The following is a 26,987-nucleotide window of genomic DNA, read 5'->3' as shown; positions in this document are numbered from 1 at the left end:
TAGGCGCGAAGCTTTAGCGGAACTTGGCTTGTGGCACAACCTTCAGGTCGCCGTCCACCGACGACAGGTAGTTGGCCAACTGCTTCAGCTCAACATTGGTGTATTGCTTGGCCATGCCGGACATGATGGCATTGCCGCGGCCAACCTTGGGGTTGTTTTCTGTCTTGTAGGCCTTGAGCGCCACGAACAGGTAGTCAGCATGCTGACCACCAATCTTGGGATAGGCCGGATCAATCGGTTTGCTGAAGTTGGCGCCATGGCAAGACGCGCAGTTGGCCTTGTTCAACAGAGCCTGGACTTCCGCGCTTGGTTCTTTGGCAGGCTTGGCCGGCAGCTCTGCGGCGCCGGCAACCACACCGTCAGCACTGTAGTGCGCGGCGAGGTCAGCCATGTCCTGGTCAGTCAGCGAATCGGCAATGGCGCGCATGGTGGGATGCTTGCGGTCGCCTTTTTTGTATTCGTTGAGCGCGGCGATGATGTATTTGGCGCCCTGGCCTGAAATCATCGGGACCTTGTAGACCTCGGGGAAAGAGGCCTGGTAGCCCTTGATGCCGTGGCAACCGATGCACATGGCATTCTTGGTTTCGCCGGCTTTGGCATCGCCCTTGATCTCCTGGGCAAGGCTTGCAACCGTCACGCAAGAGACAGTTACGGCGAATATCGTGGTGAACAGCTTATTCATTTTGCGCGCACAATCAGGTGGGAATTCATCGTATAAAACAACCTTGGATTATATCTGGGCCTGCCGAGACCGGGCACCCCTTGCCGGCACCCCGCGCAAACACCCTTTCAATTTTCACCTCCTCCCCCCAAGAACATGAAATTTCTAGGTTCCAAGAACTACGTCGCCACCCAGGATCTGATGCTGGCCGTGAATGCAGCCGCCGCCCTGAAAAAGCCGCTGCTCGTCAAGGGAGAGCCGGGCACCGGCAAGACCATGCTGGCCGAGGAAGTGGCCGAGGCGCTCAACTTGCCGCTGTTGCAATGGCACATCAAGTCCACCACCAAGGCGCAGCAGGGCCTGTACGAATACGACGCGGTGTCGCGCCTGCGCGACTCGCAGTTGTCAACCGTGGACGGCGGCGAAAAGGTCAAGGACATCCACAACTACATCGTCAAGGGCGTGCTGTGGCAGGCCTTTACCTCGGAAACACCGGTTGCGCTGCTGATCGACGAGATCGACAAGGCCGACATCGAGTTCCCGAACGACCTGCTGCGTGAAATTGACCGCATGGAGTTCTATGTGTATGAAACGCGTGAGCTCATCAAGGCCAAGCACCGGCCGCTGGTGTTCATCACCTCCAACAACGAAAAAGAGCTGCCCGACGCGTTTTTACGCCGCTGCTTCTTCCACTACATCAAGTTCCCCGACGCCGACACCATGAAGCAGATCGTGGACGTGCACTTCCCCGACTTGAAGAAAGAGTTGCTGACTGCGGCCATGAAGACGTTCTACGACGTACGCAACCTGCCTGGCCTCAAGAAGAAACCATCGACCTCCGAGTTGCTGGACTGGCTCAAACTGCTGGTCGCCGAAGACATCCCGCTGGACGCCCTGCAAAGCAAGGACGACAAGGTCGCCGTGCCGCCGCTGGTGGGGGCGCTGCTCAAGAACGAGCAGGACGTGACCCTGTTCGAGAAGCTGGTTTTCATGCAGCGCAACAATCGCTGAACGCAGGGCCAATCCATGAGTCAAAAATCCATGCTGATCGAAGGCCTGTCGGATGCGGTGGGCTTTGTCGGCGGCGCGCTTCTCGGTTTTTGGGCCGGCCATCTGCTGGGCTTCGATATTTTTGAAGCCGGTTACGGTAACGGCGCCATCGCCGGCATTGTGCTGGTAGGCCTGGGTGGCGGCTTGGGCCTGCAAGTGGCCAGGCGCTGGAGGAACCGGCAAAAAACCGAGGGGGAAAAGTGAGCATGGCGTTTGTCGAACCCGTGACCCTGGAAGCGCGAGGCGTACGTCTGGTACCCCTGACGCTGGCACACGAAGCAGGACTCAAGGCCGCAGCCGCCGACGGCGAACTCTGGAAGCTGCGCATCACCTCTGTGCCCGAGTCTCACGAAACCCGCGGCTACATTGAAACCGCGCTGGCGACAGGCAACCGTTTCGCTTTTACCGTAACCGACGCGGCCACCGGCGAAGTGCTGGGCTCCACCAGTTACCACGACATCGTGCCCAACCTCAAGCGCGTCGAGATTGGCTACACCTGGTACGCCGCACGCTGCCAGCGCACCCATGTCAACACCACCTGCAAGTTGCTGATGTTGAGCCACGCCTTCGACACGCTGGACTGCAACGTCGTCGGCTGGCGCACCGACAACTTCAACCACGCCTCTCAGCGCGCCATCGAGCGACTGGGTGCCCGCAAGGATGGTGTGCTGCGCGGCCATGCCCTGCGCCGCGACGGCACGATACGCGACACCGTGATGTACAGCCTGGCCGCTGGCGAATGGCCTGAGGTGAAAGCTCAACTGCTGTACCTGCTCGACAAGCCAAGAGCCTGACGCGCCCGCCGCCAAGGAGTTTTTCATGCTGATCGATTTCTTCTACACCCTGCGTTCGGCCAAGTTGCCGGTCTCCGTCAAGGAATACCTGATGCTGCTCGAGGCGCTGCAGGCCGGCGTTGTCGGCCCGAACAGCGACAAGCTCGACGCCCATGAGGGCGAAGGCGCCTGGAAGATCGACGACTTCTATTACCTCAGCCGCACGGTGCTCGTGAAAGACGAGAAAAATTACGACAAGTTCGACCGCGCCTTTTCTGCCTACTTCAAGGGCGTGGAGCTGCTGGCTGACTTCACGAAAGACATTCCGCTCGAATGGCTGCGCAAAAACCTCGAGCTGGAACTCAGCCCCGAAGAAAAAGCCAAGATCGAAAAAATGGGCTGGGACGAACTCATGGAAACGCTCAAAAAGCGTTATGAAGAACAGAAAGAGCGCCACGAAGGCGGCAGCAAGTGGATAGGCACGGGCGGCACCTCGCCCTTTGGCGCCAACGGCTTTAACCCGCAGGGCATACGCATAGGCCAGGAAAAAAGCCGCAACAAGAGTGCGGTCAAAGTCTGGGACCAGCGCGCCTACAAGGACTACGACGACACGCAAGAGCTGGGCACACGCAACATCAAGGTCGCCCTGCGCCGCCTGCGAAAGTTCGCGCGGCAGGGCAATGTCGAAGAACTGGACCTGGACGACACCATACGCTCCACCGCGGCCAATGCCGGCTGGCTCGACATCAAGATGGTGCCCGAGCGCCACAACAATGTGAAGGTGCTGTTGCTGATGGATGTGGGTGGCACCATGGACGAGCACATCCACCGCGTCGAGGAAATGTTCTCGGCCGTCAAAGCCGAGTTCAAGCACCTGGAGTTTTATTACTTCCACAACTGCGTCTACGACTTCATGTGGAAGAACAATCGCCGCCGCTTCAGCGAGAAATTCCCGACCTGGGACATCATCCGCAAGTACAACAAGGATTACAAACTCATCTTCGTCGGCGACGCGACCATGAGCCCCTACGAAATCCTGCAGCCCGGCGGCAGTGTGGAATACAACAACGAAGAAGCCGGGGCCGAATGGATGCAGCGCCTGACCAACGCATTTCCCAAGTTCGCCTGGATCAACCCCGAGCCACAGGGTGTCTGGCAATACCGTCAAAGCATCAGCGTGATCCAGCAACTGGTGAACCAGCGCATGTACCCCCTGACCATCAAGGGCCTTGAAGAGGCCATGCGAATGCTCTCGAAGTAGCGTTCGCCTCCTACGCCTGAGCGCTGGGGCGCTCAAGTAAACTGCCTTCGTGACCCATCCAAGTACCCATTGCGCACGGACGGCCACTCCGGCAGGATTGCCGATCAGCGCCGGCTTCATCCCTGCTTTCGCACTCTTTGCGATATTTCTGGCGCCTATGGCCGCCGCGCAAACAGCTGCGCCTGCGCAGTCTGGCAACACAGCGACACCGCCTTCCGGCGTCATACAAACCGCGCCAGCCCCACCTCCGCCCCCTCAGAAAATCACGCCTGAGGCCACACCGCAGGGCTCTACCGGCCCAACCGGCGCCCAACCCGAAGTTACGGCCTTCGACATCGCGGTGCGCGCGCCGCAGCCCATCAAGGAGCTGCTCGAAAGACACCTTGAGCTGCAACGCTACCGCGCCGTGACCGATCTGGACGAAGCCGAGCTGGCGCGCCTGATCGTTCTGGCCGAGCGCAACGTGCGTAACCTGGTAGGTACGCTGGGCTACTTCAGTCCGACCATCACCATTACGCGAGAAGGCGGCACTGCCGCGGGGTCAGGCCGGCGGCCGACCATTGTGGTCGCAGTGGAGCCGGGCCAGGCCACAACGGTCGGGCCGGTAACCATCGACTTTGCAGGCGATATTGCCGAATCCCCCGACCCGGATGCGCAGGCCCAGCGCGCGGAAATCCAGCGCGACTGGCGTCTGCCCACGGGCCAACGCTTTACGCAGGACGCCTGGGACAGCGCCAAGACACAGGCCTTGCGCGACCTGGTTGCCCGCCGCTACCCGGCCGGCAAGCTGGCAGGCAGCCTGGCCGATGTGGACGCACCAGAGCACAGCGCAGCCCTGAGCCTCAAGCTCGACTCCGGCCCCCTCTACCGCCTGGGGGCCATGCAGGTCACAGGTGTCGAGCGCTACGACCCGGTGCTGGTGCCGCGCCTGGCACGCCTCAATGCCGGCGCCGTGTACGACCAGAAGCAGCTGACCGAAGCGCAGCAGCGGCTGGCTTCCAGCGGTTATTTCGATTCGGCTTACATCTTTGTCGATCCCGAAAGCGATCCGCAGGCAGCGCCCGTCCAGGTACAGGTGCGCGAAGCCAAACTGCAAAAAATCATCCTGGGTGTGGGTGTTACCACCGACAGCGGGCCGCGCGCCTCCATCGAGCACACACACCTGCGCGTGCCGGGCACCAATTGGCGCGCCGTCACCAAACTGCAACTCGAAAAGAAATCCCCTTTTGCCCAGACCGAATGGACCTCGATTCCCGATGAGGCCAGCTGGCGCTGGGTGGCCTTGGCACGCACCGAACGTGTCGACGACAACGAGCTCGTCACCCGCTCCGGGCGCCTGCGCTTTGGCCGCACGCAGGCCGGCGAACGCATAGACCGCAACATCTATCTGCAATATGACAGGGCGAGCGTGAGCGGCAGCGGCCAGATCAACAGCTCCGCCGCCGATATCGGCGACGGCTCGGCCCTGACCGCCAACTATGTCTGGACGGGTCGTTACTTCGACAGTCTGCCATTCCCGAGCAAGGGCTACGGCCTGGGCTTTGAACTCGGCGCCGGCAGCACCATGGGGTCGCAGCACCTGCCCCTCACCCGCGCCGTGGGCCGCTGGCTCGGCATTGTGCCGCTGGAGCGGGGCCGCATCGCCATGCGCGCCGAGGGCGGCGCCGTGCTGGCCAAAGACTCGGCGCGCATTCCCGGCACCCTGCTGTTCCGCACCGGTGGCGACACCACGGTGCGCGGCTACGGCTACCGCGACATCGGCATCAAACTGGACAACGGCGTGACTGGGCCGGGCCGCTACATGGCCGTGGGCAGCGTGGAATACCAGCGCCCGATGTTGCGCGACGGCCGGCCCAGCGAGTGGGAGAACACCTTTTTCATTGACGCAGGGGCCGTAGCCGACAACCCCAAAGACATGAAGCCCTCCGTCGGCATCGGCACCGGCGTGCGCTGGAGAAGCCCCATCGGGCCACTGCAGATTGACCTGGCCTATGGCGAGAAAGTCAAACAGCTGCGCCTGCACGTCAGCGTGGGATTTGTTTTCTGATGGACACGCCGAAGACCCCGATTCCTCCAGCCGCGCCGGGGCCTGCAGGCCCACCACGGCGCTGGCTGCGCGTCACCGCCTGGGCCGCAGGCAGCGTGGTGATGCTGGCCATAGCCGCCACGACAGGCGCCTGGTGGTGGGCCGGCACGGACGGATCGCTGGCCACCGCGCTGACCTGGATAGGCCGAACGCAGCCGCTGAGCGCCGAGCGCGTGACGGGATCGCTACGCGCGGGCGGGCATGTCGATCAATTGGTCTGGCAGCAAGACGGCCTGCGCGTGGATGTGAGGGACGTGACTCTTGCCTGGCAACCCTGGTCGCTGCTGCACGGCACGCTGGAGGTCAACCGGCTGGCCGCGGCCAGCGTGCAGGTCACCGATCAACGCGCGCCTTCAACAACACCGTCGGTGCCGCCCTCAGCGCTGGGCTTGCCGCTGCCGGTGGTGCTTGACGGGTTTTCCATCGGGCAGTTTCAATGGACGGGCGGCGCGGCGTTTTCTGCCTCCGCCATCACGGGCAACTATGCATTCAAGGGCATAGACCACCAGCTGGAATTGCTCGGCGCGCAGGTAGCGCACGGCCGCTACAACGGGCGCGCGACCTTGTCGTCACACAGCCCCTTGAAGCTTGATGCCAGCCTGGCAGGCGCGCTGGACACGCAGATTCCCGGCACAAAAGCGCCCGTGCCGCTGGCTTTCAAAGCCACGGCCCGCGGTCCCCTCACCGAACTGCTGGTGAAGGCCGAGCTGCAAATAAGCGCTCAACCTTCCGCCACATCACCCCGCAAAAACCAGCGGCAACCACAGGCAATTGCAACAGCACGCGTGATGCCCTGGGCCCCACAACCCCTGCCGCAAGCTGATGCGGATTTTCGTGACCTGGATGTAGCGGCCTTCTGGCCCGAAGGACCACAAACCTTGCTGACGGGCAGCGCCAACGTGCGGCCTGCACCCTCTGCAAGTTCACCGGCAAGCGCTTCATCGACATCCGCCTGGCAGTTGCAACTGCAACTGGCCAATTCCCTGCCCGGCCCCTGGGACCAGCACAAGCTACCCCTGGATCGGCTGGAAATCCAAGGCGAGTGGCGTAGCGGCATAGCCATGGTGCGCACGCTCAAGGCTCAGTTGGGCGGCGGCGAGCTGCTGGCCAGCGGCGAGTGGGCTGATGCGCCCGCCACATCCCTTGCAGCACCCGCCTGGAAGCTGCAGGCGACGCTCCAGCACGTCAACCCGGCCCTCTTGCACAGCCAACTGGCGCCGCTGCCGCTGGACGGCAAAGCCGACATCCGCAGCCAGGGCCCGGCCATAGGCTTTGACGCAAACATACAGGCAGCACGCAATGATGCCGGCGGCAGGAACAATCCGCTGGGCCAGCTGCGCCTGCGCGATGCCAGCGCCACCGGCAGCTGGAACGCCGAACAGGCGGGCGGCACGCTGGTGCTGTCGGCCCTGCGCGTACGCACCGACGACGCCGAGCTGGCAGGCCAGCTTGAGGCCCAGCCCAATGCCAAAGGCGGCATGGGAAAACTCACACTGACAGCCCCCGGACTGGACGCCCAACTGCAAGGGGAACTGCGGCAAACCAGCGGCAAAGGCGACGTAAGCCTGCGCGGCCGCGACATGGCGCAGGCCCTGCGCTGGCTGCAAAAAATCCCGGGCCTGCCCGCTTCATTGAAGAACGCAGCAGCCAGCGGCAGCGCCGAGCTGCAAGCCAGCTGGCAGGGCGGCTGGCAAGACCCGGCCTTGCAGGCGCGGCTGGACTTGCCTTCACTTGACTGGCGCTTGGCGACGCCTGCGCCTGCCGCTGCGGCGACCTCCAGCGCAGCAGGCACAGCACCAGTCGCTACCGCAGAGGCCCTGAAAATCCGCGGCTTCCAGGCCACGCTTTCCGGCCGCCTGAGCCAGGCACAGCTGGCCACGCAAGGCCGCATGGAAGCAGGCCAGCGCCGCTATACCCTGCAGCTGGCAGCAGAAGGCGGGCGGCTCAACACCGGTGCCGCGCGAAACGCCCCGCTCGCTGAATCCGCATGGCAAGGCCTGGTCAAGCAGCTCAGTGTGAGTGTGGAAGACCCCACGCTGGGCAAGGGGGCCTGGCAGCTCAAGACCCGCAGCACCGTGCCGCTCAAGTGGACGCCCGCGCGCAATGGTGACCTGCTTGAAAGCGGCGCCGGAGAAGCCCTTCTGGTCGCGCCGCCTTCGGGCGCATCCACCGGTGCGCCTGCGCAAGCTACGCTGGCGTGGCAACCGGTTCGCTGGCGGCCGGGCCGTGAACTCATCACCGCCGGCAAGCTCAGCGGCCTGCCGCTGGCCTGGATAGAACTGCTGGCCGGCCCGCAAATGGCCGGCGCAGGCCTGGGCGGCACCCTGCTGCTGGATGGCGACTGGGACGCCACGCTGGGTGACACGCTGCGCCTGAAAGCCAGCCTCGCACGCAGCAGCGGCGACATCACCGTGCAAGCCGAAACCGTGCAAGGCGTGTCGGCGCGCGTGGCAGCCGGCGTCAAGGAGGCACGCCTCTCGCTGGTCAGCGAAGGCGAAGCGCTCGCGCTGGCGCTGCGCTGGGACAGTGAACGCGCGGGCACGGCCGACGGCCAGCTCAGGACCCGTCTGGCCCGCGCGCCTGCCACGGCCGGTGGTGGCTGGCTCTGGCCGGCCGATGCACCGCTGGCCGGCCGGCTGAGTGCGCAGCTGCCGCGCATCGGCGTGTGGTCGGTGTTGGCGCCGCCGGGCTGGCGGCTGCGCGGCTCGCTGGGTGCTGACGTCGCCATCAGCGGCACCCGCGCCGCGCCGCAACTGGCAGGCGACCTGCAGGCCAATGACCTGGCACTGCGCTCGGTGGTAGACGGCATCGAATTCGGCAACGGCCGGCTGCGAGCCAAACTCGATGGCACGCGCATGCGCATCAACGAATTCACGCTGCAGGGCGCGGGCGACAAAGGCACAGGCGGCGTGCTCACCGCACAGGGCGAGGCCGGCTGGGTGGAAGGCAAGCCGCAGGTGCAACTCACGGCCAGGCTCGAACGCCTGCGCGCCAGCATCCGCACCGACCGGCAACTGACGGTTTCTGGCGAGGTGCAGGCCGGACTCAAGGGACAACAGACTGAGCTCACCGGCAAGCTGGTGGTCGATCAGGCCCGCATCATCCTGCCCGACGAGGGCACACCGCAACTTGGCGACGACGTGGTGGTGCGCACCACCCGTGGCGCGGCGGCCGGCCAAAAGGCGCCCGCGCAGACCAGCGACGAAACCGCCGACCGCGACGCGCGCCCCGTCAAGCTGGCAGTGGAGCTCGACCTGGGCCGCGACTTCCGCATCCAGGGCAAGGGCATAGACACGCGCGTGCGCGGCACGCTGGCCCTGAGCGGCGAGACCCTGCGCGAGCCCCGGCTCAACGGCACCATCAACACGGCAGGCGGCCAGTACCGCGCCTACGGCCAGCGCCTGGATGTGGAGCAAGGCATGCTGCGCTTTACCGGCGCCATCGACAACCCGTCACTCGACATCCTGGCGATTCGCCCCAACCTCACGCAGCGCGTCGGCGTGCAAATTACCGGCACCGCCCTGCTGCCGCGCGTGCGCCTGTATGCGCAACCCGAGCTGCCCGACGCCGAAAAACTTTCATGGCTGGTGGTGGGCCGCTCGTCGGCTTCGGGTGGCGCCGAAGCCGCACTCCTGCAGCAGGCCGCCCTGGCCTTGCTGGGCAGCAAGGGCGGCGGCATGTCGGGCGGCCTGGCCGCCTCGCTAGGGCTGGACGAGTTGTCGTACCGCGGCGCCTCCAGCAACACCGACGGCACCACCACCGAAGGCGCCGTTACCCTGGGCAAGCGCTTTTCGCGCAATTTCTATGCAGCCTATGAGCGGACCGTGACTGGCGCCTTGGGCACGCTCTACGTGTTCTACGACCTCTCGCAACGCTTCACGGTGCGCGCCCAGGCCGGCCAGCAAAGCGCGGTGGATTTGATCTTCACGGTGCCTTACGACTGAAGTGCCGGCGCGCATGCAAAAGCGGCATTCGCCACCGAATACAATTACAGCTTCTCCAAGAGAAGTGCCGCCATAGTTCAATGGATAGAACGAGTGCCTCCTAAGCGCTAGATACAGGTTCGATTCCTGTTGGTGGTACCAGACTCATTACAGCTCCAGGGCATCCCCCGCATCTCGGGGTGCTCCGGGAGGCGTTGATTTCCCGCCCTGCCTTGTCGAGCCGCTCTTAAAACGCCAAAAAATGTCCAATGGGCTTCAACACATCCTGTTGCTGGATACCAAGAAAAACCGGTTGAACGCCGGACCCAAGGCACGGCTGGACACAGCGCATTTCCTGCGGCAGAGCGGTTTTTCCATTCAGAACATCCCGGGCAGCCGATCCAAATACTGGCGCCGGTTGATCGCGTTTTTCCTGTCATATGCCAGGCTGCGGTTTCAGAAGACCGATGTGCTGTGGTGCCAGTTTCCGCCCGAGTTGCCGACTCGCGCAGTGCTGGAAAAAGCCCGGCGGAAAAACATCCCCACCGTCGCATTCATTCACGACCTGGAAGGGCTCCGAATGGACCCACCGCGTCTTGATCTCGTTGAAAAAGAAGCCAACGAGCTCAGGCAGTTCACGCATGTTCTGAGCCTCAATGACACCGTCAGCGAACTCTTGAGACGCTACGGGCTGGAGCCCGCCGCTACCCTGAACTGTTGGGATTATTTTTGCCCGGAACCGGAAGCCGGCGCCGTTGACGCTAGTGCGCCCGATCTGCAGACCTTTCATAAACGCTTGGTGTATGCAGGCAACCTGTCCGCCGGAAAATCGGGTTTTATCTACCGGCTGGGTGAACTCACCGGTCTGGACTTCGAGCTTTACGGCGCCGGCCTGGACACCGGCTTCGGCGTCCAGGAAAACATACAGTACCGGGGCACCTTTTCTCCGGACTACCCGCCGTTCCAGGCTAACGGGGCGTTCGGCCTGGTCTGGGATGGGGCCACGCTTGATGGATGTTCGGGTGACTACGGGGCCTACCTGAAATTCAATACACCTCACAAGGCTTCTCTGTACCTCAGCCAGGGTCTGCCGGTAGTGGTGTGGCGACACGCCTGCATTGCGCCGCTGATAGACGCCCATGGCGCGGGCATTCTGGTCTCGTCGCTACATGAGCTGGAAGAGGTGTTCGCTGGCCTGAACCAGGCCGACTACGAAAAACTGGGCAAGGGTGCGGAGGAAATGGGCCGGAAAATACGGGCTGGCTACTTCATCAAAACTGCCGCCGCCCAGGTTCAGACGGCATTTGGCTGAGCAGCTTCCCTCTACGCGGCAGTGCGGCAGACATACACCTGAGCCCGGTATTAGTTTGCTATATTTTTAATAGCTGCTCGCGCCCAACCACAAAGGCCCCAAGAGGTTTTTCTCATATATTCGGTGAAATTCCTCAACGCCGGGACCAGCGGGAGCTCAGATGCGCCAGAGGTCCTGCATGGTGCGGCGAAAACGCTCACCCGGCCGATCCGCTCCTGACGCGGCGGCCTTGTATTTCCCGGTGACGRCCATACCCGCCACATACACCTCGGTAAAAGCGACGTTGGGGCTCGAAAACACCAGCGCATCAAGCAGGTGACCCGCCGGCACACCCAGCAGCGCGGGCGAGTCAGTGTCCAGCATCACAAAATCCGCCCGATGGCCGGGCGCCAATCCGCCCTGCGTCTGGCCAGCAGCGGCGAAACCTCCCGCCAGCGCAGATTCAAACAAGCCGGCGGCACTGCTCTCCTGGCCCAGGATGCGTGCGGCGATGTTGCGCTGGCGCAGGGTGAGGCGCTGTGAATATTCGAGCAGGCGCAGCTCTTCGGGCCAGCAGCGGGTGACATGGCTGTCTGAGCCTATGGACCACTTGCCGCCGGCGGCCGCGTAGGCCGGCAAATCAAACACACCGTCGCCCAGATTTGCTTCAGTTGCGGGGCAAATCACGATGGAGGCGCCTTTGCCCTGCACGCCTTGCAACTCGGCCGGCGTGGCATGGGTGGCGTGCACCAGGTTCCAGCGGGCATCGACATCGGCGTTGTTGAGTAGCCATTCAATCGGGCGCTGGCCGGTGTGCTCCACGCAGTCATCGACTTCCTGCGTCTGCTCAGCGATGTGGATGTGCACCGGCAGGCCGGCTGCTTTGGCTGCGCCTGTGAGCTCATGCAGCGCAGCCGGGCTAGCGGCGCGTAATGAATGTACGGCCACACCGGCATTGATGCGCGTATCGCCTTTTGTCTGGCGCTGGATGTCTTCGACCATGCGCATGACGCTTTCGGGCGTGGACGAAAACCGGCGCTGGTCTTCCCGCAAACCCGTGGCCTTGAAGCCCGAGCGCATATAGAGCGTGGGCAGCAAGGTCAGGCCAATACCCGTGCGCTGCGCGGCGCGCACAAGCGCCAGCGACATTTCTATCGGGTTGGCATAGGGCGCACCGCTGATGTCGTTGTGCAGGTAATGGAAGTCACAGACCTGGGTATAGCCGCCTGCCAGCAGCTCGGCATAGAGCTGGCTTGCAATCGCTTCGAGCTGTTCGGGCGTGATGCGGTTGGCCGCGGTGTACATGCGGTCGCGCCAGCTCCAGAAATCGTCGGATGCATGGGCGTCCGCGCTGCGCCGCTCCGTCAGGCCCGCCATCGCGCGCTGAAAGGCATGGCTGTGCGCGTTGACCAGGCCGGGCAGAATCGGGCCAGGCAGACGCTTGGCGCCTTCTTGCTGCTGCGCCGTGGCGCCGGGCTCCACACTTTGCCAGGTGCCGTTGCCGGCGACCGTCAGCAGTACGTCTCTGGACCACGCACCTTTCACCCAGGCCGCTTCGGCGAAAAAAGTCTTTGCTTCATTTTTCATAGCTGCTCGCGCACGCCAGAAGGGCACTGGAGACCATTTTCTCTAACAAAGGCTGAACCTGAGAGGCCAGCGTCTCGTCATACGCATAGGGCGGCGCTTCCTGCATGTAAAGACTCTGGCACATCTCCAGTTGCACGGCGTGCACATCGTTGGCCGGCTGACCGTAGTTCCGCGTGATGTAGCCACCCTTGAAACGGCCGTTGACGGCAGTGGTGATGTGGGGCGCCGTGGTGCAGGCTTTCACCACCGCATCGGTGATGGCTGCGTTCGCACTCGCGCCGCTCGCCGTGCCGATGTTGAGGTCAGGCAGCTTGCCTTCAAACAGCCATGGGATTTGCGAACGGATGCTGTGCGCGTCCCACAACAGCGTAAAGCCGTGCTGGACTTTCAGCCGCGCGAGTTCATCGGCCAGCGCCGAATGGTAGGGCTGCCAGTAAACTTCGCGGCGCCGCGCACGTTCTTCGGGCGCTGGTTCATGGCCTGGCTTGTAGAGCGGCACACCACTGAAAAACCGCGTCGGGCAAAGCTCCGTGTTCGACGCCCCCGGGTACATGGGTGCATCGTCGGGTGGGCGGTTCAAATCGATCACGTAGCGCGAATAACGCGGCCGCAACACGCTGGCACCCACCGCCGGCAAGAAGTTGTAGAGCAGGTGCAGGTGCCAGTCGGTGTCTTCAACCCGGAGGGCTTCGTCCGTATAGCCTCTTTTGAGTTCAGCCGGAATCTCGGTGCCGATGTGCGGCATGCTGACCAGCAGCGGCACAGTGCCTTTATGCAAGGTAAAAACTTCACTCATGCGATCTGTCCCTTGAAAACTGTTTGAAGGCGCGGGTTCGCGCCAAAGGCGTAGCTCAGCTCCGCCGGCCGCTCAACGCCCCACAGCACAAAATCAGCCCGCATGCCGGCTGCCAGCACGCCCCGATCCCGCAGGCCCAAGGCCGCTGCAGCATGGCGCGTGACGCTGGCCAGTGCTTCTTCAGGCGTCAGGCGGAACAACGTGCACGCCATGTTGAGCATCAGCAACAAGGAGGTACAGGGCGAGCTGCCTGGGTTGCAGTCGGTAGAAATCGCCATCGGTACGCCGTGCTCACGCAGCAAGGCCACGGGCGGCAGCTTCGTTTCACGCAAGAAATAAAACGCACCGGGCAGCAGCACCGCCACCGAACCAGCCGTCGCCATTGCTCGCGCGCCCTCAGCCGACAACCATTCCAGGTGATCACAGCTGAGCGCGCCATAGCGCGCCGCGAGCTGCGCGCCACCACTGTCGCTGAGCTGCTCTGCATGCAGCTTGACAGGAATGCCCAAGGCCTTGGCCGCGGCAAAGACACGCTCGGTCTGCGCGGGGCTGAAGGCAATACGCTCGCAAAACGCGTCGACCGCATCGACCAATCCTTCGGCACGCAGCACTGGCAGCATTTCCAGTACCGCGTCGACATAGGCGTCGGTGCGGCCGGCAAATTCAGCCGGCACCGCATGTGCCCCCAGGAAGGTGGCGCGAACATCCACCGCATGGGTCTGGCCCAGCGCGCGCGCCACCGACAGCGTCTTGCGTTCATGCTCCAGCGCCAGGCCGTAGCCGGACTTGATCTCGAGTGTGGTCACGCCTTCGGCGATCAGGCGCTGCAGCCTGGCTGCGCTCTGCGCTTGCAGCTGCTGCGCAGTGGCAGCCCGGGTCGCTTTCACGGTAGAGGCGATGCCGCCGCCAGCGCGAGCAATCTCTTCATAGGTCACGCCGTTGAGCCGCAACTCAAATTCATGGGCGCGGTCGCCGCCATAAACGAGGTGGGTATGGCAATCGATCAAGCCTGGCGTGATCAATGCGCCACCGGCATCGTGCTGTGCAGCGCAGCCAGCCAGCAACCCGGCGGGCACATCGGTGCGCGAACCAACCCAGGCTATGGACTCGCCCTCCACCACCAGGGCAGCGTCTTCGATCAACCCATAGGGCCGTGCGGCACCAGCTTGCAGCGTGGCCACGCGGCAGTTTGTCCAGAGCTTCAGGCTCATGCGGGGATCTCCATCCAGAGGGCACCCTGTGCGGCGACGCGCACTGCCGCGCTACCCGTCACCGTGCGCCAGGCGAGGCTGGCAGGCTCCAGCTGCAGAACTTCTTCATCAAACAGTACGGTAGCGCCCGACCGATGGGCGTACACAGCTATCGTTTTCATAGCATGCAGGGTTTCTGAAAAACGCCCTTCTACGCGGACCATGCGGGAAGACTCTGCGCCCCTGCGCACCATCAGGTTGAAATCGCGCGTCTTGCCGTCAATCAATTCGCAACCAGTCGTCGCTGCGCCATCGAAGAAAAGGGGTGCGTCCGCAGCCGTCACACGGTGCGGCACACCCGCCACATCCAGCTGCACACCCGCACCTTCAAGCACCGCGAACCATCGCTCGATGCCATCGAACTTCGAAAAAGGCCCGCTCTTGTCCACATCGGCCACCGACATGCGCCAGGCCCAGTCACCCGCATCGGGCCACATGGCCAGCTCGCGCGTCACACCGCCGCCATTGCGCCATGGCGTCGCCGCAATGTCGACCAGCCGCACGACATTCCAGCCGGAGTCGTCCGTCGAGGTCATGGATGTCATGCCTGAAACTTTCCCGCAAAGCTGTAGCGCGATCCCGGGTACACCAGGCGCGCCACACTGGCGATGTTGCTGCCGCTCACGGTGCGCCGCATCATGGCGAGGCACGCCTCTGCGGGCTTGATGTCCAGGTGTTTGGCCTCCAGCGCCGAGGGCAAGCAGGCCTCAATGGAATAGCTGGCCTCGGTGAGCGGCGCCTGCTCCAGCAAATGGTGGGTGGGTGTGGTCTGGGTGAAGTCGGTCTTTAAATAATCAGGCGCAGCCGCCGGGTTGACATAGCGGTCTTCATACTGAATCGGCACGCCGTTTTCCAGGTGAATCAGTATGGTGTGAAACACCCGCCCGCCCGCTCGCAAGCCCAGGGTGCGCGCCAGGTCGGCGCTGGCTTTCTCAGATTCGGCCAGCAGGACGCGCGAGGTGTGCACGTGCCCCCGTTCCACCACTTCCTCATGAATGTCGCGAATGGTCAGTGTGGAGGAAATACGGTGCAGCTCCGCCACAAAAGTGCCGGAGCCCTGGATGCGCGTAACCATGCCCTCGCCCATCAACTCACGCAGCGCCCGGTTCACCGTCATGCGGCTGACGCCGAATTGCTCCATCAGCACGGCTTCGCTGGGCACCGGGTCGCCGGGCTTCCAGGTGCCGGCGCCGATGCGTTTTTTGATGAATGCCTTGACCTGACCGTAGGCAGGCAGTGGTGTGGTGGCCATGGTTCAGCGGAATGCTCGCGTGTGTAAGAAAAAATCATTGTCACCGCAAAAGTCCGACCCTTCATCGGCCGGCCAGGGTTGCCGGCCCGGCTTTTGCGCACAAACCGTAGATTACCGCAGTTGACACAAGTTGTATAGACAACTACGATTTATCCTGTCGCCGGTTGATTTCTTTTTCTGGTGCTGTGAAATTCCCCTGTTATCCCGTCTTCTCCGGAGCAGTCTCATGTCCGATCTTTCCCAAACCCCTTTTCTGGATAGCAAGGCCCGCCCCGTGCGCGCCCCCCGCGGCAGCACTCTTACCTGCGCCAACTGGCAAATCGAGGCGGCCTACCGCATGATCCAGAACAACCTGGACCCGGAAGTCGCCGAAAACCCCGACGAGCTGGTGGTGTACGGCGGCATCGGCAAGGCGGCCCGCAACTGGCCGGCCTTTGACGCCATCCTTGATTCCCTGCGCAAACTCAAAGCCGACGAAACCCTGCTGGTGCAGTCGGGCAAGCCGGTGGGCGTGTTCCGCACCCATACGGGCGCGCCGCGCGTGCTGATCGCCAATTCCAACCTGGTGCCCAAGTGGGCGACCTGGGAGCATTTCAACGAACTGGACCGCGCGGGCCTGATGATGTACGGCCAGATGACGGCCGGCAGCTGGATCTACATCGGCACCCAGGGCATCGTGCAAGGCACGTATGAAACCTTTGTGGAAGCGGGCCGCCAGCATTTCAACGGCGACCTGGCCGGCCGTTGGGTGCTGACTGCCGGCTTGGGCGGCATGGGCGGCGCACAGCCGCTGGCTGCTACCTTTGCCGGCGCCTGCTCGCTCAACATCGAGTGCCAGCAGTCCAGCATCGACTTCCGGCTGCGCACGCGCTATGTCGACAAGCAGGCCAAAGACCTTGACGATGCGCTGGAGATGATCAAGCACCACACCTCGCGCAAGGAGGCCGTCTCCATCGCCCTGTGCGGCAATGCGGCCGAGATCGTTCCGGAGCTGGTTAAGCGCGCCAAAGCCGGCGGCATACGCCCCGACATCGTCACTGACCAGACCTCGGCCCACGACATCATCAACGGCTACCTGCCTGCAGGCTGGACGGTCGCGCAGTGGCGCGCCGCCCAGAAAGACCCAACCCAGCATGCTGCATTGACAAAAGCCGCAGGCGAATCCTGCGTGGCCCACGTCAAGGCCATGCTGGCTTTCCACGAAATGGGAATTCCCACGGTGGACTACGGCAACAACCTGCGCCAGGTTGCCAAGGATTTCGGCGTCGAGAACGCCTTTGACTACCCTGGTTTTGTCCCGGCGTACATCCGTCCGCTTTTTTGCCGTGGCGTCGGCCCCTTCCGCTGGGTGGCCCTCTCGGGCGACCCGGAAGACATCAAGAAGACCGACGCGAAGATGAAAGAACTCTTCCCGGACAACAAGCACCTGCACCGCTGGCTGGACATGGCCGAAGAGCGCATCGCCTTCCAGGGTCTGCCGGCACGCATCTGCTGGATTGGCTTGGGCGAACGCCATTTGGCGGGCCTGGCCTTTAACGAGATGGTCAAGAACGGTGAACTCAAGGGCCCCATCGTGATCGGCCGCGATCACCTGGACAGCGGCTCCGTCGCCTCGCCCAACCGCGAGACCGAAGCCATGAAAGACGGCAGCGATGCCGTGAGCGACTGGCCGTTGCTGAACGCGCTGCTCAATACCGCCAGCGGCGCAACCTGGGTCAGTCTGCACCATGGCGGCGGCGTGGGCATGGGCTACTCGCAGCATTCGGGCGTTGTCATCGTGTGTGACGGCACCGCCGACGCGGCAGAAAAACTGGGCCGCGTTCTCTTTAACGACCCCGCCACCGGCGTGATGCGCCATGCCGATGCGGGCTATGACATCGCCAAGCAAAGCGCCAAAGACAACGGGCTGAACCTGCCGATGATGGGACGCTGAAGCGTGGCGTTCCGCCCGAACCACGCGCCCGTATGGCCGATGGCGCATAGCCGCTTCTTTTTGACGAACCTGGGATCCCCCTCATGAACATCCAACCCGGCTATCTCACGCTGTCCCAGCTTCGGCAAGTTCACACCAGACGTGAAACACTCGCCATTGACCCATCTGCTGTAGCGGGCATTCGCGCCAGTGCAGCCCTGGTACAGCATGCGGCACAGGGTGGTGCCGCCGTCTACGGCGTCAACACCGGCTTTGGCAAGCTGGCCAATCAGCGCATTGCGCAGGCCGACCTCGAAGTCTTGCAACTTAACCTGCTGCGTTCTCACGCCGTAGGTGTGGGCGAGCCCATGCCCGAGCGTGTGGTACGACTGGTGCTACTGCTCAAGGCCGCGAGCCTGGCACGCGGTTATTCCGGTGTGCGGGAAGTCGTGATCGATACACTGATAGCGCTCTACAACAAAGGCCTGACGCCGGTGATCCCCTGCCAGGGCTCAGTAGGCGCTTCGGGCGATCTGGCCCCTCTGGCGCACCTGTGCCTGCCACTCATCGGCGAAGGCGAGGTGTTCTACCAAGGCAGGCGCATGGCTGCGGTCGAAGCGCTCGAGCAAGCATCCATCACACCGGTAAAGCTGTCGGCCAAAGAAGGCCTGGCGCTGATCAACGGCACGCAGGTCTCCACCGCGCTGGCCCTGGATGCGCTGCTTGCCACTGACCGCCTGTTCGAGGCTGCCGTGATCTCGGGCGCCGTCACGCTGGACGCCGCGCGGGGCAGCGACGGCCCGTTTGACCCACGCATCCATGCGGTGCGCGGCCAGCCGGGCCAGATCGACTGCGCCGCCGCCTACCGCGCCATCATGGTGGGCAGCGAGATTCGCCGCTCGCACATCGAGGGCGACGACCGCGTGCAAGACCCTTACTGCCTGCGCTGCCAGCCGCAGGTGATGGGCGCCTGCCTGGACCAGATGCGTTATGCCACGCAGGTGCTGATGCGCGAAGCCAACGCCGTGACCGACAACCCGCTGGTGTTTGCCGATGACGCAACGCTGCTCTCAGGGGGAAACTTTCACGCAGAACCGGTTGCGCTGGCCTGCGACGCACTGGCCGTTGCCATTGCCGAAATCGGCGCGATTACCGAGCGCCGCATCGCCATGCTGGTCGATACCGTGGCCTCGCGCTTGCCGGCTTTTCTCACGCCCGAGCCGGGCCTCAACTCCGGCTTCATGATCGTGCATGTCACAGCCGCCGCGCTGGCTTCTGAAAACAAATCACTGGCCCACCCCGCCAGCGTCGACAGCCTGCCGACCTCGGCCAACCAGGAAGACCATGTGAGCATGGCCACCTTCGCGGCGCGCCGGTTGCAGCCCATGTTGCGCAATACCGAATACATCGTCGCCATCGAACTGTTGGCCGCCGCGCAAGGCATTGAATTCTTGCGCCCACTCAAGAGCTCCGCCGTGCTGGAGGGTGTGCTGCAACTGGTGCGCCAGGTCTCTCCGGCCATGATGCATGACCGTAGCCTCGCGCCCGACATGGAGAAGGTGCACCAACTGGTGGCGGGCGGACTCATTGGTCTGGCGGGAGAAGCCCAAATCACCGAGTTGACCGCCTTGCGGCTGGCATGAAGCCTGCATACATTAGCAATACCTCAGTCGATACCCCCAACAGGAGCAACTTCATGAAGAAACAACTCGCCCTTTCGATGCTGGCCGGCGTCGCAGCTCTCGCCATGGGTAGCGCCCACGCGCAAGAAACCAAAGTCGCCGTCGGTATCTCCGGCTGGACAGGTTTTGCCCCGCTGACCCTGGCCAAAGAAGCCGGCATCTTCAAGAAGAACGGGCTTGATGTGTCGATCAAAAAGATTCCACAAAAAGACCGCCACCTGGCGATTGCTTCAGGTGACGTGCAGTGCGCCGCCACCACAGTCGAGACCTGGGTGGTGTGGAACGCCAACGGTGTGGCCACCACGCAGATCTTCCAGCTCGACAAGAGCTACGGCGCCGACGGCATGGTGGTCAAACCCAATATTTCGAAAATCAGCGACCTCAAAGGCAAGACCGTTGCCGCTGACGCTCCGGGCACGGCGGGCTACTTCGGGCTGGCCTGGTTCCTGAAGAAGAACGGCTTGTCGGTCAAGGATGTAAAGGTAGTGAACATGGGCCCGCAGGCGGCCGCCAATGCCATGATCGCCGGCACCGACGGTCTCGACGCCGCCATGACTTACGAGCCCTACCTGGGCGCAGTGCGCGCCAAACCAGAGGCCGGCAAGATCCTCGCCACCACGCTGGACTACCCCATGGTGATGGACACCTTCGGCTGCACGCCCAAGTTCCTGTCTGAAAACCCCAAGGCTGCCAAGGCCCTGGCCGACAGCTACTTTGAGGCTGTCGAGATGATCCAGAAAGAACCGAAGAAGAGTTTCGAGATCATGGGCGCCGACGTGAAGCAGACCGGCGAAGCCTTTGAGGCCTCGTCCAAATACCTGCGCTGGCAAGACCGTGCAGCCAACCAGAAATTCTTTGCCGGCGAACACGCTGCCTTCAGCAAGGAAGCGGCCGAGCTGTTGATGGAAGCGGGCATCATCAAGTCGCTGCCCGATATGGGCAAGCTCGCCGACACGCGCTTTCTGAAATGAGCTCCCCCCCGAAGCGGCCTCCGCCCGCCCCGCACCGCCGCCAGAGGCAGCGGCTCTTCCGAGCCGTCCAAGCCTGCGCAGGCAGGCTTGGAGCCGCGGCTCTCAGCCCCTCAAGGGGGCGCCACCTGCGGCCCGGCAAAGCCGGTTCCGCGTTGGCACTGGCGAAGGCACGCCACCCTATCAAGCCATCAGCATGAAGCCACTCCAACCCGTGTCGCCCGGCGCGCGCATCGCGCTGGGCGTGAGTTTCTTTGTTCTGTTCTTCGTGGTGTGGGCCATCTTCACGCTGGGCGGCTATGTCTCCAAGACATTCCTCGCCGACCCGATCACCATGGTGAGGTCTGGCTACGACCTGCTGGCCAACCAGGGCTTTATCAAGGACATCGGCATGACGGTCTGGAGGGTACTGGGCGGCTTTGTGATTGCCGCCTTGCTGGCCGTTCCGCTGGGGGTGATGATGGGCGCCTACAAGCCGGTTGAAGCGTTCTTTGAACCTTTTGTGAGCTTTGCGCGTTACCTGCCCGCCTCTGCGTTTATTCCGCTGCTCATCCTCTGGGCCGGGATTGGTGAGGCACAAAAGCTCGCCGTGATTTTTATCGGCTCCTTCTTTCAACTGGTCCTGATGATTACCGTGAGCGTCGGCAACACCCGGCGCGACCTGGTCGAGGCGGCCTACACGTTGGGCGCGGCCGACCGCGGGATCGTGGTACGCGTGCTACTGCCCAGCGCAGCGCCCGAGATTGCCGAGACCTTGCGCATGGTGCTGGGTTGGGCCTGGACCTATGTGATCGTCGCGGAGTTGATAGGCGCGTCCAGCGGCATCGGCCACATGATCACCGACAGCCAGGCATTGCTGGCAACCGACCAGATCATCTTCGGCATCATCGTCATTGGTGTATTCGGCCTGGTCACCGACCTGGCGTTTAAAGCGCTCAATAGAAAACTTTTCCCGTGGGCTCAGTTAGGCCGATGACTTCTTCTTCCTCCACACCGATCCTGACCGTCACCCAGCTGTCGAAAACCTTTGCCGCCAACAAGGGCCCCGGTACCGTCGCACTGCAGGCCACCGACCTGAGCGTCGCCGAAAACGACTTCATCACCATCCTCGGCCCTTCAGGCTGCGGCAAGTCCACACTGCTGCGCATGGTCGCCGGGCTGGACATCCCCACGAGCGGCACCATCGTGCTGGACGGCAAACCCATAGCGGGCCCAGGCGCGGACCGCGGCATGGTGTTCCAGAGCTACACGCTCTTTCCGTGGCTCACGATTTTGCAAAACGTCTGCTTTGGCCTGCGGGAAAAAGGCATGCCACTGGAAAAGCAGCACGATATCGCGCACCAATTCATCAAGAAGGTCGGACTGCAGGGATTTGAGAATCATTTCCCCAAACAGCTTTCAGGCGGCATGCAACAACGCACAGCACTCGCTCGTGCCCTTGCCAACAACCCGCGCATCCTGCTGATGGACGAGCCCTTCGGCGCACTGGACCATCAGACGCGTGAGCTGATGCAGGAGCTGCTGCAAGGCATCTGGGAGGTCGAGCAGAAAACCGTGCTGTTCGTGACGCATGACATCGATGAGGCCATCTTTATGGGCAGCCGTGTGGTCGTCATGAGTGCAAGACCGGGCCGCATCAAATGCGACATTGCGGTGCCACTGGCGCATCCACGGCATTACTCGGTAAAGACAACGCCGGTTTTCACGGATCTCAAGGCAAAACTTACCGAAGAAATCCGCGTCGAGGTACACCGGGCGGCGGGCCTGCAGGCGCCCGTTGTTTAATCCGTCTGAGTTCTGGTTCGTGCTGCCTGCGTCATGCGCAAGGCGCTGCAAACACCGGCCGTGGCGGCAAAGGCAGCGGCCAGCCAAAGGGCAATCAGGGGACCCTGACCGCCTTCGCCGGGACTGGACACGGCAAAAATCATCGCCAGTAAAACCGCGCCCAATGTCTGTCCCGTCAAACGTGCCGTGCCCAGCATGCCGCTGGCGCCGCCGCTGCGGTGTGCGGGCGCCGAGGTGATGATGGTGTGGTTGTTGGGAGACTGAAAGAGGCCGTAGCCGATGCCGCACAGCGCCATGCGCCAGACGATGTCGGCCTGCGCCGGATGCGCGGGTAACAAGGCCAACAACACCAACCCCAGGCAGAGCATGGCCATGCCAACGCCGCCCAGCAGGCCGCCTGGATAGCGCCCTATGAGCCGGCCCACCAGCGGCGAAGTCACCACAATCGCCAGCGGCCAGGCGGTGAGCAGCAAGCCCGCCTCGAGGTGGCTGAAGCCGTAGTTGCCCAGCAGCAAAAAGGGCAGGCAGATATAGGCCAGCGTCTGCGCGCAGAAGGCGCCTATCGACGTGCCCATGGACAGCGCGAACACGGGAATGCGCAGCAAATCAAGCGGGAATAACGGCACGGGCATGGCCAGCTGGCGGCGCACGTAGATCACGCCGATGACGATTCCGGCGGCCAGCTCGGCCAGCGGCAGCCACAAGGATGATGCAGCACCCGGCACAGCTTCCACACGTACACCCAGGCCGTCTGCGCCCAGGAACACCAGGCCGAACATCAGGGCGTTGAGCACCACATCGACCGGCGAGAGCTTGAGGCTCTCTGCCTTGGCGGTGTTCTCGGGCAGGGCCTTGCGCCCCCACCACAGCGACATCAGGCCGAATGGCACATTGAGCGCAAACAGCCACGGCCACGAACCGAAGGAAAGAATGCCGGCCGCAATCGACGGGCCGGCCACCGAGGCGGTGGCCACCACCAGCGAGTTAATGGCGATGCCGCGGCCGAGCAGGTGTTTGGGGTAGATGAGCCGAACCAGCGCGGTGTTGACGCTCATGAGGCCAGCCGCGCCCAAGCCCTGCAGCACGCGGGCCAGCGCCAGTGTGGTCAATGAATCAGCCAGCGCACAGAGCAGCGAGGCCAGCGTGAACACGGCCATGCCTGCCAGGTAAACGCGACGGTAACCGATGATGTCGCCCAGTGTGGCCAGCGGCAGCAAGAGCGCCAGCGTGGCGACCTGATAGGCGTTGACGACCCAGATGGACTGGGCGGGCGCGGCGTTCAGTTCACGGGCGATGTCCGGCAGCGCCAGGTTAACGATGGTCCCGTCGAGCACCGCCATGACAATCCCGAGAATGATGACCAGCAACGCCCGCAAGCGTTCGCGAGCGGGCAAACCATCCTGAACAATCATGCGTACCTTTGCTGGAACTGATGGGATCAGGTCAGTCGCCATGAAGGCAGTCAGCTGAATCCCAAAGGCCCCGATTTTACGGGCGCAGCATGGGATGCGCAGCGTGGGGGCCGCTGATGGGAAATGCCGCGCCCGCGCAGGCTCAGGCGCATGGCCTGCGGTCGGCTGCTTTCAGCGGTCTGCGTGCCAATTTTTTACACAAATGGCCACCGGGTCATTCACATCGTGCGCAAGCAGCTATCTATTTGATAGCAGAAAATAAAAATCCCGGACTGCAAATGCAGAGCCGGGATTGGGGTTGTCATTCCGGTGTGCCTTGCCGAGGCAAACCGGTGGGCGGTTTACTTCATGCCGTACTTCGCCTTGGCATCGTTCTGGCAGCTGTCCTTGGCGGTTCCGGTGAGGGCATCGCAGCGCTCTTTGGCAGCCTTGTAATCGGCCTCGCGCTTTTCGGCGTTGGCGTCCTTCCTGGCTTCGGTCACTTTTTCAGTCTTGTTCTTGCTGGTGTCGGCTGAGGTCTTGGCGACCTTGGCGTCTTCCTTGGCTTTGACGTGGGCCGCTTTGGCATCTTTCACGCAGACGTCCTTGTCATTGCCTTTCAGGTCGTCACACTTTTCCTTGGCGACGTCGTAGGCGGCATCGCCTTTGGCGAAGGCAACCTTTTCGGTGTTGCGCGGGCTGGGCTTGTACTGGGCTTCCAGTTCGGCCTTGGCGATTTTTTCAGCGCCTTTGGCTTCGGCCGCGCAGATGTCTTTGGCATTGTCTTTCAAGGTGGCGCACTTGTCGCGGCCGGCTTTGTAGTCGGCCGAGATGCGGTCGCTCTGGGCTTTATGTTCCTCTTTGGTCATAGCCAGGGCCTGGCCGGCAAAAGCACAGGACATCATGGCTGTCAGCATCAGCAATTTGGTTTTCATGGATTTTCCTTTGGATGAGTTGGAGTTATGGATTGGTTGGGGATGGACCCTGGAGCGCTCAACGGCGGATCAATAACGCTCAAAAAAATCGGTCGGGTTGCGGTCCTTCCAGGCGGCGACCTGCTTCTCAGCCTCATCCTTGCTGAGGCCGTGGCGCTCCTGGATGCGGCCCAGCAACTGGTCGCGTTTGCCGGCGATCACATCAAGGTCGTCGTCAGTGAGCTTGCCCCACTGCTCTTTGACCTTGCCTTTGAATTGAAGCCAGTTGCCTTCCACGCGGTCTTTGTTCATGGTGTCCTCCTGAACGTCAATTGATAAATTCGCCCGTGGCACTGATGTCCTATTCGCTGCGTGCTACTTCCCGGGCGGCATATTCACACCATAAGTTCGTTCTTTTTCTCCCACCGTAGGTCCCCGTATTTGATGAGCGTAGGTTCATGCTTACAGGGCTGTGTGCCGCGCTTTGAGAGCGCGCCATTGCGCGAAGGAAAGCAACAAAATTCGCAACGACTTCCTGGCCGGAACATAGTTGCATAGCACGCTGGCCAGCCAAGGCAAGAACGGTTTTTCTTTCGACATCAAGGGGGTGCGAGGTGCCAACACCAAAGATGAAAAAGCGCAGTACGTCGCGAAGCCTTTTCCTCCTCCTGCAAGCTGCTGGGCAATGTGCACGATGTGCGCGCCGAAGCCTGCGGCTTGGTGGCCCGACACAGGAATACCGCTACATCAAGGCCAAGGCCTGAGTGCGGGTGACGGGGACAGGCTGGTTGCGTTTACTTTGACCGCAGTGTGCGGCTGAGCAGTGCGACGGGCAGCAAACCCACCAGCACCAGCGCCAGCGCGGGCAAGGCGGCCTCACCGAGCCGCTCGTCGCGCGCGAGCTGGTAGGTGATGACGGCCAGGGTGTCGCTGTTGAAGGGCCGCAGCACCAGCGTGGCGGGAAGCTCTTTCATCACATCGACAAACACCAGCAGGCCCGCTGCCGCCACCGAGCGTTTGAGCAGCGGCCAATGAACGCGGCTGAGGATGCCCAGGCCGCTGGTGCCCAGCATGCGCGCGCTGTCGTCAAAGCTGGCCGGGATGCGCGAGTAGCCGCTTTGCAGGCTTTGCAGCGCCACGGCGCTGAAGCGCACCAGGTAAGCCCAGACGACGCCGAGGATGGTGGCGGTGACCCAGTAGCCCGCGCTCGTCTGCGGCGCGGCGGCCTGCAGCCAGCCCACGGGCAGCAAGAGGCCGACCACAATCACCGCGCCTGGCACGGCATAACCCAGGCCCGCCAGGTGCACGGCAGCGCGGGTGAGCAGGCCCGGCTGACGGCGCACCGCAAAGGCCAGGCCCAAGGCAAGCGCGGTGGCCAACAGCGCGCTCAAGCCTGCGAGGCCAATGCTGCTGAGCGTCCAGCCAATGAATTTGTCCCAAAGCAGGTTGTCCCAGCCCAGCGCCAGCGGGCGCAGCATAAAGAGCACCGGCAGCACAAAGCCCAGCGCGATGGGCACGGCGCACACGAGCCAGGCCGAAACGGCGCGCAGGCCGCGCAACTGCGCGGGGGCCGCGTCTTGCGCGCCGGCGCGTGCACCGCGGCCGGTGGCAAAGCGCATGCGCTTTTGCGCGCTGTGCTCTATCCACAGCAGCAGCGCGACAAAGAAAAGCAGCACGGTCGCCAGCTGCGCCGCAGCGATGCGGTTGTCCATCGAGAGCCACGCCTTGTAGATGCCGGCGGTGAAGGTCTGGATGCCGAAATAGCTGGAGACGCCGAAGTCGGCCAGCGTTTCCATGAGCGCCAGCGCCACACCAGCGGCCACGGCAGGCCGCGCCAGCGGCAGCGCCACACCGCGGATGCGGCGCGACAGCGGTGCGCCCAGCAGGCGCGCCGCTTCCATCAGGTGCACGGCGCGCTCAGACAGGGCCGTGCGCGCAAGCAGGTACACATAGGGGTAGAGCGCGACGGTGAAGACCAGTACGGCACCCCCCAGGCTGCGCACCTCGGGCAGCAGCCGGCCCTGCAGGCCGAAGCTGGCACGCAGCCAGGTCTGCAGCGGGCCGGCGTATTGGAGAAAGTCGGTATACGCATAGGCCAGCACATAGGCCGGCATGGCCAGCGGCAGCAGCAAGGCCCACTCAAACACCCGGCGCCCGGGGAAATCAAACAGCGTGACCATGCTGGCGGTGGCCATTCCCACCACCGCCACGCCAAAGGCCACGCACAGGCACAGCAGCAGTGATGTGCGCGTGTAATCGGGCAACACGGTCTGCAGCATCTGCAGCAGGATGGATTGCGCATCGCTGTTGAACTGCAGCCAGGACAAGGCGACGGCCAGCACCGGCAGCGTCAGCAGCCCAACCAGCAAAAACAGCACAACAGAAGGGAAATATCGGCGAAACAT

General features: G+C 63.1%; 22 protein-coding genes and 1 tRNA gene. 13 read left to right on the top strand and 10 right to left on the bottom strand.

The annotated features are described in order from the left end of the window. Nucleotides 1-13: 13 nt before the first annotated feature. Complete coding sequence (locus AC1DYQ_RS14340) at nt 14-682, bottom strand: c-type cytochrome (protein ID WP_477687337.1); 669 nt, start codon at nt 680-682, stop codon at nt 14-16. 135 nt (nt 683-817) lie between these two features. Between AC1DYQ_RS14340 and AC1DYQ_RS14335 the strand changes: the two genes are divergently transcribed. The 8 genes from AC1DYQ_RS14335 to AC1DYQ_RS14300 all read left to right on the top strand — a co-directional run bounded on the left by AC1DYQ_RS14335 (nt 818) and on the right by AC1DYQ_RS14300 (nt 11,066). After that, nucleotides 818-1,672, top strand: coding sequence for an AAA family ATPase (locus AC1DYQ_RS14335; RefSeq protein ID WP_457282248.1), 855 nt, complete (start codon nt 818-820; stop codon nt 1,670-1,672). 15 nt (nt 1,673-1,687) lie between these two features. After that, nucleotides 1,688-1,915: a hypothetical protein gene (locus AC1DYQ_RS14330; RefSeq protein WP_477687336.1), complete on the top strand. Its 228-nt coding sequence runs from the start codon at nt 1,688-1,690 to the stop codon at nt 1,913-1,915. 2 nt (nt 1,916-1,917) lie between these two features. Continuing rightward, on the top strand, nt 1,918-2,505 hold the full coding sequence (locus tag AC1DYQ_RS14325; RefSeq protein WP_477687335.1) for a GNAT family N-acetyltransferase: 588 nt from the start codon (nt 1,918-1,920) through the stop codon (nt 2,503-2,505). A gap of 25 nt (nt 2,506-2,530) precedes the next feature. Next, nucleotides 2,531-3,745 (top strand): vWA domain-containing protein, encoded by a 1,215-nt coding sequence (locus AC1DYQ_RS14320; protein WP_477687334.1) that lies wholly within the window; start codon nt 2,531-2,533, stop codon nt 3,743-3,745. A gap of 49 nt (nt 3,746-3,794) precedes the next feature. Then, entirely contained in the window at nt 3,795-5,792 is a 1,998-nt protein-coding gene (locus AC1DYQ_RS14315) for an autotransporter assembly complex protein TamA (RefSeq protein WP_477687333.1), read from the top strand. Then, nucleotides 5,792-9,775, top strand: coding sequence for a translocation/assembly module TamB domain-containing protein (locus tag AC1DYQ_RS14310; RefSeq protein ID WP_477687332.1), 3,984 nt, complete (start codon nt 5,792-5,794; stop codon nt 9,773-9,775). Before AC1DYQ_RS14315 ends, AC1DYQ_RS14310 begins: the two co-directional genes overlap by 1 nt. Before the next feature lie 66 nt (nt 9,776-9,841). Further along, nucleotides 9,842-9,916: transfer RNA gene (locus AC1DYQ_RS14305), tRNA-Arg, on the top strand. Between the two features lie 100 nt (nt 9,917-10,016). Further along, complete coding sequence (locus AC1DYQ_RS14300; RefSeq protein WP_477687331.1) at nt 10,017-11,066, top strand: glycosyltransferase; 1,050 nt, start codon at nt 10,017-10,019, stop codon at nt 11,064-11,066. Nucleotides 11,067-11,222: 156 nt separating this feature from the next. Here AC1DYQ_RS14300 and AC1DYQ_RS14295 read toward each other — a convergent pair whose 3' ends face one another. From AC1DYQ_RS14295 to hutC, 5 genes are read right to left on the bottom strand one after another with little or no spacing between them, the layout of a single operon-like run. Further along, nucleotides 11,223-12,632: a formimidoylglutamate deiminase gene (locus AC1DYQ_RS14295; RefSeq protein WP_477687330.1), complete on the bottom strand. Its 1,410-nt coding sequence runs from the start codon at nt 12,630-12,632 to the stop codon at nt 11,223-11,225. Continuing rightward, the gene (gene hutG / locus AC1DYQ_RS14290; RefSeq protein ID WP_477687329.1) at nt 12,622-13,428 is read right to left on the bottom strand and encodes an N-formylglutamate deformylase; all 807 of its coding nucleotides are present in this window, start codon (nt 13,426-13,428) and stop codon (nt 12,622-12,624) included. The genes AC1DYQ_RS14295 and hutG overlap by 11 nt, the downstream gene beginning before the upstream one ends. Continuing rightward, nucleotides 13,425-14,639 (bottom strand): imidazolonepropionase, encoded by a 1,215-nt coding sequence (gene hutI / locus AC1DYQ_RS14285; protein WP_477687328.1) that lies wholly within the window; start codon nt 14,637-14,639, stop codon nt 13,425-13,427. Before hutI ends, hutG begins: the two co-directional genes overlap by 4 nt. After that, on the bottom strand, nt 14,636-15,223 hold the full coding sequence (locus tag AC1DYQ_RS14280) for a HutD/Ves family protein (RefSeq protein ID WP_477687327.1): 588 nt from the start codon (nt 15,221-15,223) through the stop codon (nt 14,636-14,638). The genes hutI and AC1DYQ_RS14280 overlap by 4 nt, the downstream gene beginning before the upstream one ends. Further along, the gene (gene hutC / locus AC1DYQ_RS14275) at nt 15,220-15,930 is read right to left on the bottom strand and encodes a histidine utilization repressor (RefSeq protein WP_477687326.1); all 711 of its coding nucleotides are present in this window, start codon (nt 15,928-15,930) and stop codon (nt 15,220-15,222) included. Before hutC ends, AC1DYQ_RS14280 begins: the two co-directional genes overlap by 4 nt. Before the next feature lie 226 nt (nt 15,931-16,156). Here hutC and hutU point away from each other — a divergent pair, with 226 nt between their 5' ends. From hutU to AC1DYQ_RS14250, 5 genes are all read left to right on the top strand, one after another. After that, nucleotides 16,157-17,863 (top strand): urocanate hydratase, encoded by a 1,707-nt coding sequence (hutU, locus tag AC1DYQ_RS14270; RefSeq protein ID WP_477687325.1) that lies wholly within the window; start codon nt 16,157-16,159, stop codon nt 17,861-17,863. A gap of 83 nt (nt 17,864-17,946) precedes the next feature. Then, nucleotides 17,947-19,485, top strand: a complete 1,539-nt coding sequence (gene hutH / locus AC1DYQ_RS14265; protein WP_477687324.1) for a histidine ammonia-lyase — start codon at nt 17,947-17,949, stop codon at nt 19,483-19,485. A gap of 53 nt (nt 19,486-19,538) precedes the next feature. Continuing rightward, nucleotides 19,539-20,495, top strand: coding sequence for an ABC transporter substrate-binding protein (locus tag AC1DYQ_RS14260; protein ID WP_477687323.1), 957 nt, complete (start codon nt 19,539-19,541; stop codon nt 20,493-20,495). Nucleotides 20,496-20,688: 193 nt separating this feature from the next. After that, the gene (locus tag AC1DYQ_RS14255) at nt 20,689-21,468 is read left to right on the top strand and encodes an ABC transporter permease (protein ID WP_477687322.1); all 780 of its coding nucleotides are present in this window, start codon (nt 20,689-20,691) and stop codon (nt 21,466-21,468) included. Then, the gene (locus AC1DYQ_RS14250) at nt 21,465-22,277 is read left to right on the top strand and encodes an ABC transporter ATP-binding protein (RefSeq protein ID WP_477687321.1); all 813 of its coding nucleotides are present in this window, start codon (nt 21,465-21,467) and stop codon (nt 22,275-22,277) included. The genes AC1DYQ_RS14255 and AC1DYQ_RS14250 overlap by 4 nt, the downstream gene beginning before the upstream one ends. On the opposite strand, the gene AC1DYQ_RS14245 is transcribed toward AC1DYQ_RS14250, so the two are convergent. From AC1DYQ_RS14245 to AC1DYQ_RS14230, 4 genes are all read right to left on the bottom strand, one after another. Continuing rightward, nucleotides 22,274-23,689, bottom strand: a complete 1,416-nt coding sequence (locus AC1DYQ_RS14245; RefSeq protein ID WP_477687320.1) for an MFS transporter — start codon at nt 23,687-23,689, stop codon at nt 22,274-22,276. The two genes, AC1DYQ_RS14250 and AC1DYQ_RS14245, sit on opposite strands and share 4 nt — an antisense overlap. A gap of 341 nt (nt 23,690-24,030) precedes the next feature. Continuing rightward, nucleotides 24,031-24,603 (bottom strand): hypothetical protein, encoded by a 573-nt coding sequence (locus AC1DYQ_RS14240; protein WP_477687319.1) that lies wholly within the window; start codon nt 24,601-24,603, stop codon nt 24,031-24,033. Nucleotides 24,604-24,672: 69 nt separating this feature from the next. Further along, nucleotides 24,673-24,894 (bottom strand): CsbD family protein, encoded by a 222-nt coding sequence (locus AC1DYQ_RS14235; protein ID WP_457281027.1) that lies wholly within the window; start codon nt 24,892-24,894, stop codon nt 24,673-24,675. A 482-nt stretch (nt 24,895-25,376) separates the two neighbouring features. Beyond that, a complete protein-coding gene (locus tag AC1DYQ_RS14230) occupies nt 25,377-26,987 on the bottom strand; it encodes an ABC transporter permease (protein WP_477687318.1) in 1,611 nt (536 codons plus the stop codon).

It is taken from the genome of Polaromonas sp. P1_F4, from assembly GCF_056405675.1.
Note: the sequence above shows the minus strand (reverse complement) of the source record. Positions and strands in the feature narration are given on the sequence as shown.